9 protein-coding genes and 1 pseudogene are annotated in these 12,504 nt (G+C 62.9%); 8 read left to right on the top strand and 2 right to left on the bottom strand.

All coding sequences use genetic code 11. The features are described from left to right. Nucleotides 1-244: 244 nt before the first annotated feature. The 7 genes from Q1L50_RS00330 to Q1L50_RS00300 all read left to right on the top strand — a co-directional run bounded on the left by Q1L50_RS00330 (nucleotide 245) and on the right by Q1L50_RS00300 (nucleotide 10,221). On the top strand, nucleotides 245-1,411 hold the full coding sequence (locus Q1L50_RS00330) for an efflux RND transporter periplasmic adaptor subunit (RefSeq protein WP_300335074.1): 1,167 nt from the start codon (nucleotides 245-247) through the stop codon (nucleotides 1,409-1,411). Beyond that, complete coding sequence (locus Q1L50_RS00325; RefSeq protein ID WP_300335072.1) at nucleotides 1,408-4,470, top strand: efflux RND transporter permease subunit; 3,063 nt, start codon at nucleotides 1,408-1,410, stop codon at nucleotides 4,468-4,470. Before Q1L50_RS00330 ends, Q1L50_RS00325 begins: the two co-directional genes overlap by 4 nt. A 271-nt stretch (nucleotides 4,471-4,741) precedes the next feature. After that, nucleotides 4,742-5,521, top strand: coding sequence for a PEP-CTERM sorting domain-containing protein (locus Q1L50_RS00320; protein ID WP_300335070.1), 780 nt, complete (start codon nucleotides 4,742-4,744; stop codon nucleotides 5,519-5,521). A gap of 332 nt (nucleotides 5,522-5,853) precedes the next feature. After that, nucleotides 5,854-6,237, top strand: coding sequence for a DUF6394 family protein (locus tag Q1L50_RS00315; RefSeq protein ID WP_300335068.1), 384 nt, complete (start codon nucleotides 5,854-5,856; stop codon nucleotides 6,235-6,237). 14 nt (nucleotides 6,238-6,251) lie between these two features. Next, on the top strand, nucleotides 6,252-7,970 hold the full coding sequence (locus tag Q1L50_RS00310; RefSeq protein ID WP_300335066.1) for an NAD-binding protein: 1,719 nt from the start codon (nucleotides 6,252-6,254) through the stop codon (nucleotides 7,968-7,970). Nucleotides 7,971-8,172: 202 nt separating this feature from the next. After that, on the top strand, nucleotides 8,173-9,012 hold the full coding sequence (locus Q1L50_RS00305) for a CheR family methyltransferase (protein ID WP_366145194.1): 840 nt from the start codon (nucleotides 8,173-8,175) through the stop codon (nucleotides 9,010-9,012). A 351-nt stretch (nucleotides 9,013-9,363) separates the two neighbouring features. Beyond that, nucleotides 9,364-10,221, top strand: coding sequence for a class I SAM-dependent methyltransferase (locus Q1L50_RS00300; protein WP_300335062.1), 858 nt, complete (start codon nucleotides 9,364-9,366; stop codon nucleotides 10,219-10,221). A gap of 96 nt (nucleotides 10,222-10,317) precedes the next feature. Here the strand turns inward: Q1L50_RS00300 and Q1L50_RS19960 are convergent. After that, nucleotides 10,318-10,401, bottom strand: a pseudogene (locus Q1L50_RS19960) (hypothetical protein); the annotation flags it as partial. On the opposite strand from Q1L50_RS19960, the gene Q1L50_RS00295 reads away from it, so the two are divergent. Continuing rightward, nucleotides 10,391-11,203 carry a polysaccharide pyruvyl transferase family protein gene (locus tag Q1L50_RS00295; protein ID WP_300335061.1) on the top strand — a complete coding sequence of 271 codons (813 nt, stop codon included), beginning with the start codon at nucleotides 10,391-10,393 and terminating at the stop codon, nucleotides 11,201-11,203. The pseudogene Q1L50_RS19960 and the gene Q1L50_RS00295 sit on opposite strands and share 11 nt — an antisense overlap. A gap of 136 nt (nucleotides 11,204-11,339) precedes the next feature. Here Q1L50_RS00295 and erpA read toward each other — a convergent pair whose 3' ends face one another. Then, complete coding sequence (gene erpA, locus Q1L50_RS00290) at nucleotides 11,340-11,690, bottom strand: iron-sulfur cluster insertion protein ErpA (RefSeq protein ID WP_300335059.1); 351 nt, start codon at nucleotides 11,688-11,690, stop codon at nucleotides 11,340-11,342. Nucleotides 11,691-12,504 lie beyond the last annotated feature (814 nt).

Genomic DNA, 12,504 nt, shown 5'->3' with positions numbered 1-12,504 from the left:
TGTTGATCACCATCCTTCCGATGATCAACCCACACCTCACTCCACCCGCAATTTCTTTCCCTCAGGCTCATTCCTGGCTGGAAATACACCCCTCGTTCAGGCTCATACCACGTTGGACAAGGCTGGGGTTTTGCGATTGGCGCCGGCTTTGCTACACTTCGCCCGCCCGCTGGCCGCTTTCGGTGGGTGCTGGTGCTGTTCCAGGCCCTTTACTTGCTCGCTGCGGCGGGGGATGTGGATCGTGATGTCGAGTCGCAATAGTCGTTTTCTAGTACTGGCCGTGGCCATCGTCGGCCTGGCCGTTCTCGGCTACCTTGCCTTCCGGGGGTTTCGCGAGCCCGGCAGCCCGACCATGCTGGCGGCGCCAGCCGGCGGCGCCAACAAGCCTGGCGTGGCGGCGACCGCTGGGCCTCCAGGTGGTATGGCGGTGCCGGTCGAGACCACCCGGGTGAGCGCTTCCGAACTCGCTGTCGACGCGACTGCCGTCGGTTCGCTGCGCTCGAACGAGTCGGTCGTCCTGCGCCCGGAGATTGCCGGCCGGATTGCATCGATCAACTTCAAGGATGGATCTGCCGTCGGCAAGGGCTCGTTGCTGGTGGCGCTTGACGCGGCGACACAGGCGGCCGAGCTTGACCAGGCCAGAGCCAGCCTGGCCCTGGCAGAGGCCAATTACCAGCGCACCAGGGATCTTTTTGCGAAGAAGTTCATCAGCGGACAGGCGCTCGACAACGCCCAGGCGGCGCTCAAGGTTCAGGGTGCCTCTCTCGCGCTGGCGCAGGCCCGGTTGGACAAGACGCGTCTGCGGGCGCCGTTTGCCGGTGTCCTCGGGATTCGCAACGTCAGCGTTGGCGACTACGTCAAGGAGGGGCAGGAACTGGTCAACCTCGAGGACATCGCCACCCTGAAGGTCGATTTTCGCTTGCCGGAGTCCTACCTCGGGCAGCTTGAACCGGGGCAACGCCTGGAAGTATCCAGCGACGCGCTGCCCGGCCAGGTGTTCACGGCCGTTCTGGAGGCAATCAATCCGCTGGTCGAGGCCAGCGGTCGCGCCATCGCGTTGCGCGCCACCCTGCCGAACAGCGAGCGGCGCTTGCGCCCCGGGATGTTCGTCCGTGTTCGCCTGATCTTCGAGCGCCGCAGCGGTGTGCTGCTGATTCCCGAGCAGGCCGTCGTCCCGGACAGCCAGACCCCGTATATCTATCGGGTGGTCGACGGGCAGGCGAAGCGCTCGCCAATCAAGACCGGGCTGCGCCGTGACGGGCAGGTCGAGGTCACCGAGGGTCTGCATGCCGGCGACGAGATCGTCACCGCCGGCCAACTGAAGCTGCGCGACGGGGCGCCAGTGCAGGCCGTGGGCGGCGTCGCTCCCGGGGGTGCGTCGGCAGCCGGAGCTGGCGGGCCGGCCAAATGAGAATTTCCGATCTGTGCATCCGCCGGCCGGTCTTCGCGACGGTGCTGTCGCTGGCGATCATGCTTGTCGGGCTGGTCTCCTACACCCGCTTGCCGGTCCGCGAATACCCGAAGATCGACGAGCCGGTGGTGACCGTCGATACCACCTATCGCGGTGCGTCGGCCGAGATCGTCGAGTCGCAGATCAGCAAGCCGCTCGAGGATTCCCTGGCCGGCATCGAGGGGGTAGACGTGATCACCTCGATCTCGCGCCAGGAGAACAGCCAGATCTCGGTGCGCTTCAAGCTCGAGCGCAATCCGGATTCGGCGGCGGCGGACGTTCGTGACCGCGTCTCGCGGGTCCGCGCCAAGCTGCCGACCGACATCGACGAACCGGTGATTGCCAAGGTCGAGGCCGATGCCAACCCGGTCATCTGGCTGGCCTTCTCGTCCGATCAACACTCGGCGCTGGAAGTCACCGACGTCGCCAACCGCATCGTCAAGCCACGTCTGCAGACGCTGCCCGGCGCGGCCGACGTGCGCGTTTTCGGCGAGCGCCGCTTCGCCATGCGGATCTGGCTCGATCGCGATCGTCTGGCGGCTTTCAATCTGGCGCCGCAGGACGTCGAGGATGCCTTGCGTCGGCAGAACGTCGAAGTGCCGGCGGGCCGGATCGAAAGCGAGAGCCGCGAGTTCTCGGTCGTCGCCCGGACCGACCTGTCCGAGCCGGCGCAGTTTGCCGAGATCATCGTCAAGCAGGCCAGCGATGGCAAGGGCAGCTACCCGGTACGGATCGCCGACCTGGGCCGGGTCGAACTCGGCGCGGCGTCCGAGCGCAGCAGCGTCCGTTTCAATGGCCGGCCGGCGGTTGCGCTGGGGGTGATCAAGCAGGCGACGGCCAACCCGCTCGAACTGTCGAAGGCGCTGCGCGCCGAAATGCCGAAGGTGATCGGCGAATTGCCCGAAGGAATGACGGTCAATATCGCCTACGACTCGTCGGTGTTCATCGCCCGCTCGATCGACGCGGTATTCGAGACCATCGGCGAGGCGATGTTGCTGGTCCTGCTGATCATCTTCCTGTTTCTGCGCAACTTCCGGGCGACGCTGATTCCGCTGGTGACGATTCCGGTGTCGCTGGTCGGCGCGTTCGCGCTGATGCTGATGCTCGGGTTCACGATCAACACGCTGACCTTGCTGGCGCTGGTGCTGGCCATCGGGCTGGTGGTCGACGACGCGATCGTCGTTCTCGAGAACATCTACCGGCATATCGAACAAGGCATGCCAAGACGGCAGGCGGCGCTGCAGGGCGCGCAGGAGATCGGCTTCGCGGTGGTCGCGATGACCATCACCCTGGCCGCCGTGTACGCGCCGGTGGCCTTCATGACCGGCCGTACCGGCAAGCTGTTCGTCGAGTTCGCACTGACCCTGGCCGGGGCGGTGCTGGTCTCGGGTTTCGTCGCGTTGACGCTGTCGCCGATGATGTGCTCAGTGCTGCTGAAACATCAGACGCGCCACGGCAAGGCCTACGTGTGGGTCGAGAATGCCCTGAACGGCCTGACCCGTGCTTACCGCCGCGCGCTGACCGCCGCGCTGGCGCGACGCTGGCTGGTGATGCTGGTTTTCGTCGTTGTCGCCGGGTCGAACGTCTTCCTGCTCAAGGCCCTGAAGTCGGAACTGGCGCCGATCGAGGATCGGGGCATCATTCTCGGCGTCTTTCTCGCGCCGGAAGGGGCGACGCTGGACTATACCGACAAGTACGCGCGGCAGCTCGAGACGATTTACGCCAATACCAGGGACGTCGAGCGCTACTTCGTCGTCGCCGGCAATCCGACCGTCAGCCAGGGGATCTCGTTCGTCGGCCTGACCGACTGGAACGAGCGGCCGCGCAACTCCGGGGCGGTGGTCAAGGAACTGTTCCCGAAGTTCATGGGCATTCCGGGCGTTCTGGCATTCCCGGTGCAGCCGCCGTCTCTGGGCCAGAGCCCACGCGAGCGGCCGATAAATTTCGTCATCCTGACCTCAGCGTCGTACGCCGAACTCGATCAAATGACCGGCAAGATTCTCGATCAGGTGGCGAAAAATCCGGGGTTCAGCAATGTCGATACCGACCTCAAACTGAACAAACCCGAACTGTCGGTTCTGGTCAATCGCGACAAGGCGTCCGATACCGGCGTCCAGATCGAGACCGTTGGCCGGACCCTGGAGACGATGCTCGGCGGTCGCCAGGTGACGCGCTTCAAACGCGAGGGCGAGCAGTACGACGTGATCGTCCAGGTGGCCGATGCCGACCGCGCGACGCCTTCCGACATCCGCGACATTTTCGTCCGTGCCAGGGACGGCAGCATGATCCCGCTGGCCAACCTGCTGACCGTCAACGAAACAGTCAGCCCGCGCGAACTGAACCACTTCGGACAGCGCCGCGCGGTCACCATCACCGCCAACCTGACGCCGGGTTACACCATGGGTGAAGCGCTGAGCTTCCTCGAGCAAACCGCCGGCAGCGTTCTGCCAGCCGGCTATGCGATCGATTACGCCGGCCAGTCGCGCGAGTTCAAGCTCTCGTCGTCGTCGCTGGCGCTGACCTTCGTGCTCGCGCTGGCTTTCATCTATCTGGTCCTGGCCGCCCAGTTCGAGAGCTTTCGCGACCCGTTCATCATCATGCTGACGGTCCCGCTGTCGATGACCGGCGCGCTGCTGGCGCTCTTGCTCAGCGGTGGCACGCTCAACGTCTACAGCCAGATCGGCCTGGTGACGCTGGTCGGCCTGATCACCAAGCACGGTATCCTGATCGTCGAGTTCGCCAATCAGTTGCAGGAGCAGGGGCGCGAAGTCAGGCAGGCGGTCATCGAGGCGTCCGAGTTGCGCCTGCGGCCGATCCTGATGACCACCGGCGCGATGGTGCTGGGCACCGTTCCGCTGGCTCTGGCGAGCGGCGCGGGGGCGGAGAGCCGGCAGCAGATCGGCTGGGTAATCGTCGGCGGATTGCTGCTCGGGACCTTCTTCACGCTCTTCGTCGTGCCGACGGTTTATACCCTGCTGGCCAGGCGCAAGGGAGGCGGGGCAGCGGCTCAGGCCGCTTGAGACGCTGCCGGCCTCGCTTCGATGGCCGAAATGCATGATGGGCCCCGTCAGCTTCAGTTCACGAACGAGAGATGTCGGTTTCTCTTACAGTTGGGGATCCCCAGCGTCAGGTACTACGCACGAGAGTCATATAGTCGGCGGATATAACTGGTGAATTGTCTACACCTTCCGATCTGGTCCAAAGATTGCTTTGTCGTGTGCGGCACAACATTAACCAACCTCGTTGGTATGTTCGTGATGCCAAACAGCCATTTCGGCATTTCGATCAATTATGTCTCTGGAGATCATGATGAAGAAAGTAACAATCAGGAAGCTTGCGGCCAGCGCCGTATTGGTGGTCGGCACGTTTGCGGCGTCGCAGGCCTCGGCGGTCGCCATCACCCTGCCGAACAGCGATTTTGAAACCGGCACTCTGAGCAGTTGGAGCACCATCGGCAGCGTAAGCGCCTCGGCGTCAACGAGCGTCACGACTTTCGACAATACCGTGTGGAGCATCATAGCAGCACAAACGACGATGGGCGCACTGCAAAGCAACGGGTCGTCCGTTACAGACATAGAGTCCGCCCTGGGGATCGCAGCGGGTACGCTAAACGCACTCAACACCAACCCTAACGGTGGTAGCCTGACTAACGGCTCGGCGCTCTATCAAGCGTTCGCTGGTCTTACCGGCGATACTCTTTCTTTTGCCTGGAACTACGTCGCGACTGATTACATTCCGTTCAACGACCCGTCCTTTGCTGTCCTCATCGGACCGGGCGGCTCGGTCGATGTGCTCGCGTCCATCCATGGGCTCGGCGTTCCGGTCGGCACATCGGGTAACTCCGGTTGGCAGAATTACACCGGGACGCTGGGTGCGGACGGTAATTACACCCTGGCCTTCATTACCACCAACGACAAGGACCAAATTCTGGATTCGTGGCTCTTCGTCGACAACGTCGCCGGTACCTGCCAACCGAATTGTCCGCCAGTCGGCGTCCCGGAACCTGGCTCGCTGGCTCTGCTCGGTCTCGGCCTGGTCGGAATGCGCCTGCGGCTCCGCAAGGTCGCCTGATCCAGCCTCTCTTCGCCAAAAAGGCCGACGCGCGAGGGTCGGCTTTTTTTTCGCCCTTTGTACCGACGCCTTCCACCGCTACGTCCTGCGGCTGTTGCTCACGATCTCGGGCCGCTTGCTGCCGCACAAACCCCGACGCAGCAGGCGGCAAGAAAGCTGACACCGGATCTCGTTGGCGCTGGAGAACGGCTATTACCTGGGAACTGGGGCAGGCGCCACGCTCCTTGCTGAAAGATGCTGACTGGTTTCCTTTCGCGGCCCACGCGAGTATGCTTTCGAGCTATGCCGTTGCCGATTGCACGGCGTTTTCGCCAGCCCTGGAGGCGGTGCTCATGAATCTCGAAAAAGTCGTTTTCGGTTTCTTTATCGTTCTTGCGGCCACACTGAACTTCGGGTTTTTCATCGGCGACATCGATAATCCGGTTCATCATCACATCTACGAGTTGTTTGCCGCGATTGTCGTCAACCTGATCGCTACTGTCCTCAAATTCGGTGACCGGACGCAGATCGGCGCGGTCCATCTGTCGACCAGTCTGGTGGCTGATCTGCAGCTGGTTGCCGCGGCATGCGTGTGGGCCATCGCCGTGCATGTGACTGGCGAGGGAATGTCCCCGGACGTCACCACCAGCGTCGTTTCGCTCAGCGGCGGCGCCTTGTTTGCCAACGTCGTCTCGGTTGTCCTGTTGATTGCGGAAACCGTCATGTTGCGGCGCTAGCCACGCCCGAGCGAATGAATACCAGCGTTTTCTTCCTCGCACTGCGGCGCGTTCGGGTGCCGCTGATCGTGCTGATCGTCATCTACGCGGTGTCAACTCTTGGCCTGACCCTGATTCCCGGCATCGACGCGCAGGGTCGGCCGGCGCCGCCGATGAGCTTCTTTCACGCCTTCTATTTCGTCAGCTACACCGCCAGCACGATCGGCTTTGGCGAAATCCCGAGCGTTTTTTCAGACGCGCAGCGGATGTGGGTCACGGTGTGCATCTTTCTCTCGGTCATCGGCTGGTCGTACTCGATCATCAGCCTGCTCGGCTTGGTCCAGGACAAGGGCTTTCAACAGGTGTTGCTGAGTGGTCGGTTTGCGCGCCGGGTGAAGCATCTTGGCGAGCCGTTCTACATTGTCTGCGGCTGCGGCGAGACGGGATTGCTGATTGCGCGTGCGCTGGATCGGAGCCGTATCCGCGTCGTCGCGCTCGAGCGAGACGACGCACGCGTTCAGGAAATTGAACTTGAAGACTTTGACGCCGACATTCTGGTGATCTGTGCCGATGCGGCGCAGCCGCAAAACCTGTTGCTGGCGGGTTTGCGACATCGGAGCTGCCGTGGCGTCCTGGCGATTACCGACGACGATTCGGCCAATCTCGCAGTGGCGATTGCCAGCCGACTCCTCAATCCAGAGCTGATGGTGGTGGCCCGCGTCGCCAATCCGGCTATCGAGCGCAACATGATGTCCTTCGGCACCCACTATGTCGTCAATCACTTCGAGAAGTTTGCCGACTACCTGGCGCAAGCAATCCAGTCTCCGAGCTGGTTCCGGCTGGTCGATCTGCTCACGCGTCTGCCAGGTCAGCCAGTCCCCGAGCGACACGATCCGCCGGTCGGCGACTGGGTGGTCTGCGGCTACGGCCTTTTCGGCCAGGCCGTGGTCCGCAATCTGGAACGACAGGGTGTGAGCCTGACGGTGATCGCTCCGGACCTCGATTTGCCGCTCAGTGTCCGCCATATCGTCGGTCACGGCATGGAGGCCGAGCCGCTGCGGCAGGCGGGCATCGAAACCGCGGCGGGAATCGTCGCCGGCAGCGACAACGACACCAACAACCTGTCGATCGCGATGACCGCCAAGGAAATCAACCCGGAGTTGTTTGTCGTCGTCCGTCAGAACCGGGTGGCAAATGGGGTATTGTTCGACGCCTACGACGCCGACTTCACGATGGTCCCGTCACGGATCGTGGCGCGTGAGTGCATGGCCTTGATCACCTCGCCGTTGTTGACCCGCTTTCTTCGTCATGTCCGTGCCTGGCCAGACGAGCAGGCGGCAGCCGTGGCCGGGCAGCTCGAGGATCTCTGCGGGCACCGCGTGCCATTGGTCTGGAGCGTTCGACTGAACGCGACCGATGCGCCGGCGGCGTACAAGCTGCTGAATATCGAGCACGCGCCGATGCAAGCCGGAACCTTGCGATGCGATCCGGATGCTCGCGAGGAGTTTCTGCCGCTGCTGCCCTTGCTGCTGGTGCGCGACGGGCGAGACCAGGAAATGCCCAGCGACGAGACCGTGCTGCAGGCCGGCGACGAGTTGCTGTTTGCGGGAACGCGTGCGGCCAAGCTGGCGCAGAGCCTTTCGCTCGACAACCGTAATGCGCTCGACTACGTGCTGACCGGGCACGACGCCCAGGGTTGGCTCTGGCGTCTGTTCACCGCCAGGAGGACGGAGCCCGATGGCCGTAGCGCCTAGGCGACCCGCTATTGACTGCAAGCGGCTAGCTCGGGCATGCTCGCGGCGGGGAGAGCGGCGCGCGCTCTTCGCGCCTGGCTGGTGCACCGCAGCCTGCCTGATCATCGACCCTTGAAGCCCCATCGTTGCCGTCGCGCAACGATGGTCGTCGTGCTCCTTCCGCCGCCGATGCCGACCATTTTCCAGAGGCTTATGCAGACCCATGTCGCGACGCGTCCAAATGAACCAGAGACTTTTCGATCTGCCAATTCTCCGCGGTTGGGGACGGTCCATTCACGCTCGTCGGATTGCCAGCGAACCGCGAGCGCAGTCGACGGCGACCCGATTCTTCAGGAACCTCAGGCAACTGGAGGTGCTGCAGGGGCCGCTTGCCCAACTCGCCGACGGGCGGGCGCCACTGCGCATTCTGGTGGCGGGTTGCAGCTTTGGGTGCGAGGCCTACTCGCTGGCCAGCTATCTCGCCGTCACGTTTCCTCAGCTGGACTGGACGATCAAGGCGTTCGACATTTCGCACGAGGCCGTGGCCATCGCTCGGCGGGCAGTGTTCGGCGCCAAGCACGGACTTGCCGATCCGCTCGCTAGCGAGGTCCGACCTTATGCAGAACGCCTGTTCGAGCGCTGCGGCGAGGTGTGGGCCGTTGTCGCCGACATCCGGCAGCGGGTCTTGATTTCGCACGGCGATCTGCTTGCCGACGACCTGCTTGCCGATGGCGCGTTCGACATTGTGTTTGCGCAGAATTTCCTGGTTCACATGGATGACGCTACGGCCGCTGAGGCGTTTGCGCGAGTCGTCGGCGCAGTCAAGCCGGGCGGCGCGCTTTTTGTCGGCGGCATGAACCTGAACAGCAAAGCCGCTCTCGTCAGACGCCACGGCTTGATCCCGGTAGACTGGGAAATTGAGGCCATCCATGACAACGACGAGATGCGTCGATCTGCATGGCCCTGGGGCTACTGGACACTCGAACCGATCGATCGCTCGCAAACGGATTTTACGACCCGTTACAGCACCATCTTTCGGACGCGCGGTGCTACCGAGGCCTGACCTGCTCCGATCGCCCAGCGTGGTCCATGGCTTTGTCACCGCCTGTGTGCCGGCCGCCAAGCGCGTGTGGCGCCGTCGGTCGGGCAGATGTGCCCGGATTGACTGCCACCGGGCAAATCCGGATACTCGCGGCGAGGATCGTGGTCTGCCGCCTTTATTGATCTCGTCGTCGTTTCCGGTCTCCGTGGCTCGCCTGGCGCCGACGCCAGGCGAAGCCAGCCAAGGTCCGGACTGATCGCTTTGACGGACGAAATCGCAATTCTGCTCAGGAACCAAATCAGTGGATATTCCGCTCAATGGTGGACAGCCTCCGCCTGTACCGAAGTCGCAGGAACCATGGGTTGAGACGCCATGAGCATGGTTGATGTCATCGATGGTGCCTCCTACCCGCGCCTGGATCCGATCGCTTGTCCGTTGTGCGGGCAGGTCAACCGTCCCCGGCCGATCGGTGCGCGCTTCGGTATGTTGACATCGGTCGCCGAGTGCGCACCCTGTCGGCTCGCCTACCAGACGCCGCGACCGTCGGAGGACGCCTCCAGGGCGTACATGAACTGGCGCTGGTCTTCCGGCGACCGTTACGTCACCGACTCCGAGAGCAAGCGAAGCGCTGCTCGCGAGAAGCTGGATCACGTTCAGTCCGTTCGCCCCGCTCCCGGTCGATTGCTCGATTTCGGAGCGGGTTCGGGCGTTTTTGTCCGCGCCAGTCTCGATGGTGGCTGGGATGCAGTCGGTGTCGAGCAGAGCGAATCGGCGATCGCGCGCGCCAAGGAGTACTACGGCGTTTCCCTGCATGAGCGTATTCCAGACGAGTGCTTCGACGTGATTACCATGTGGGACGTTGTCGAACACCTGCGTGACCCGATTGCGGTGCTTCGCCAGTTGCACGACCGCTTGACCAGGGGTGGCGTGCTGTTCATGGAAACGGGCAATTACGAGAACTGGCGTCGACTGATGGAGGGTGACCGCTGGGGCCTCTATCTGCTCGACCACCACTTCTATTTCACGCCGCACAGTCTGGAAACCGCGACCACGCGCGCTGGTTTCGGCAGCTTCAGGGTGCTCGATGTGGATCATTCGGCGCCGTCACTGCGGCGGGTGCTGACCAGGCCACGCTGGGCGCTTCGCGCCTGGAGAGCCTATTTCGGCGCGCGGAAGATGTGGCCCGGGCACGGCGATATCAACGTCATGCTGGTCGTCGCGCAAGCCTGATGGCTGAGTGCGCGGTCTGGCCGGCGTGCCGGGCGCTACCCGCGCAGAGCACTCCGATTGCTGGCTACTGCCGATGACGTCGCGCGAGTTGCTGGCGCAAGGGCCCGACTCGCTTGCGGGAACCTCGAGCAAGAACGGTGCGCGGGCGACTGCGCGTCTGGAGAGAAGTTTGAAGGCGATCAGGCTGTATTGGTGGCAGGGCGAGGGCGAGCATGACCCCGGCCGGAGAAATTTCGGTGACTATCTTTCGCCGCTGATTGTCGGCATGCTCTCCCGCCGGCCGGTCGAATACGCGCCGGTTGAAACGGCCGACATGCTGGCGATCGGAACGATTCTGAAGAGGGAGCGCAAGGCCAGGCGATTCCTGCTGCCAAGGCGGCTGCACATCTGGGGAAGCGGTGCTGGCGATCCCGAAGAGCGCTTTGCCGGCCGGCACTACTACCATGCCGTGCGCGGCCGGCACACCTTGGCCGGAATCGAATGGCCAACGGCACGTGCAGGACAGTCGGTGGTGGCGCTCGGCGACCCAGGGCTGCTGGTGGCTCATTACTGGAGTGGTCGGCGGCGCCCGGCGAAGTCGTACGCGCTGGGGGTCATTCCGCATTTCGTCGATCAGGACACGGCCACGGTGAAAGCACTGCTGCAAATTCGCGGCGCCCGGCTGATCAACGTCTTTGCACCGATCGACGAGGTGTTGAGAGAAGTCGCCTCATGCGTTGGCGTGGTCTCGTCCAGCCTGCATGGATTGATCGTCAGCGACGCCCTCAATGTTCCCAATCGCCGCTTGCTGATTTCGGGCAATATCCGCTCGAGCCTGAAGTTCGCCGATTACTATTCAGCTTTCGCACTCGACGAACCGATTCCCATCGAAGGGGCGAGCGTGCGCGGCAGCGAACGCCCGGAAGACCTGATCGGGGAGTATCTGCACCGTGACGTCGAGAGCGTTTGCGCCGGGCTGGTGCGCTCATTTCCACACCTCTAGGCCGCGCTGTCAGTCGGCGGCGGGGCGCGGGCGGCCCCGTCGTCCTGAAGTACATGCGGCGTGCTGGGTGTACGAGCGACGCGCGCGCCGCCTGGAACGGGAAACCGGCTCGGTGCAGGCTTCCCCGACCGGAAATCTAGACCGAGAACGACGACCCGCAACCGCAGGTCGACGACGCGTTCGGGTTCTTGATCACGAACTGCGAACCCTCAAGTCCTTCCGTGTAGTCGATCTCGGCGCCGACGAGATACTGGTAGCTCATCGGGTCTACCAGCAAGGTCACCCCGTTCTTATGTAGCGCGGTGTCGTCTTCGTTGGCAACCTCGTCGAAGGTAAATCCGTACTGGAACCCGGAGCATCCGCCGCCGGTCACGAACACGCGCAGTTTCAGGTCCGGGTTGCCCTCGTCCTCGATCAGTTCCTTCACCTTGCCGGCAGCGTTGTCGGTAAAGACAAATGGCATCGGCATTTCAGTTGCTGCGTTCATTAGTTTGTTCTCCTGAGTCTGTTATCTGATAGGTGAGGCTGCGGACAATCAAATCATCTACTTGCAGCGAGCTTGACCGCCAGCGCCCTGGTGCCGGCCTGATGGAGCAGTTGTCCTTCAAGCCGCTCCCCAGCTGAATTTCCACTTGCTGGTACTCAACGTCCGCTGAGACACGTTCGTGGCGATGGAGTTCCAGAAGGTGGGTGGCTACCATGGGTCGGCGATGGTGCCGTTGACCACCGCGGGCGAAAGCGCGATCTTTCCCCCCATCCTTCGCCTGCGCGCCGATCATTGGCGTTCCGGGTTGTGCTTCGCCGCTGCTGATGCTCCCCTTGAATTCCCCATCAACTCACAAGCCGCCATTGACAAGTCAGGTTGCCTTTACGACGGATCCCGGCACCACTCAGGATGTCGATGCGACTCTGCAGCGTCTCGCTCGGGCTGCGCCCATGCAGTTCCTTGCTGCAGCGCCTGCAGCAGGCCGTCCCGTCATACGCGTCCTTCGACGCTCTTCAGGATGCTCCGCGGTGAGCATCGGACGAAGTTCTTCCACTCGCTGATAGTTCGTGATTGAAGGACGGGATTTCCGCAGATTTCGTTTCGCCCCGAATGGCAGGCGGATAATAGCATCTTTGTCCCCATGCCGCAGCTTGAGCAAGTTGTGTGGAGCGCTCGATTTTCAGGCTGCCGTCCCCCCTGTGTCAGACTAGTTGTCGCCTCGATAGGATCTGAAACCGGGGGCAATGACGAGGTGAGGAAATGGCAAGATACGGACAAGTGATGAAGGATCGGGTGGTAGCGAAGCTGCTACCAC

It is taken from the genome of Accumulibacter sp. (genome assembly GCF_029255145.1).
Lineage (GTDB): Bacteria > Pseudomonadota > Gammaproteobacteria > Burkholderiales > Rhodocyclaceae > Accumulibacter.
This window is presented reverse-complemented; position numbering and strand designations above follow the sequence as displayed.

What these genes read in the sequence shown, in the direction of transcription:
- Q1L50_RS00300 (WP_300335062.1), top strand. Translation starts at nt 9,364, where the DNA reads ATGAGCATGGTTGATGTCATCGATGGTGCCTCCTACCCGCGCCTGGAT.
- Q1L50_RS00305 (WP_366145194.1), top strand. Translation starts at nt 8,173, where the DNA reads ATGTCGCGACGCGTCCAAATGAACCAGAGACTTTTCGATCTGCCAATT.
- Q1L50_RS00330 (WP_300335074.1), top strand. Translation starts at nt 245, where the DNA reads ATGTCGAGTCGCAATAGTCGTTTTCTAGTACTGGCCGTGGCCATCGTC.
- Q1L50_RS00325 (WP_300335072.1), top strand. Translation starts at nt 1,408, where the DNA reads ATGAGAATTTCCGATCTGTGCATCCGCCGGCCGGTCTTCGCGACGGTG.
- Q1L50_RS00315 (WP_300335068.1), top strand. Translation starts at nt 5,854, where the DNA reads ATGAATCTCGAAAAAGTCGTTTTCGGTTTCTTTATCGTTCTTGCGGCC.
- Q1L50_RS00310 (WP_300335066.1), top strand. Translation starts at nt 6,252, where the DNA reads ATGAATACCAGCGTTTTCTTCCTCGCACTGCGGCGCGTTCGGGTGCCG.
- Q1L50_RS00320 (WP_300335070.1), top strand. Translation starts at nt 4,742, where the DNA reads ATGTCTCTGGAGATCATGATGAAGAAAGTAACAATCAGGAAGCTTGCG.
- erpA (WP_300335059.1), bottom strand. Translation starts at nt 11,690, where the DNA reads ATGAACGCAGCAACTGAAATGCCGATGCCATTTGTCTTTACCGACAAC.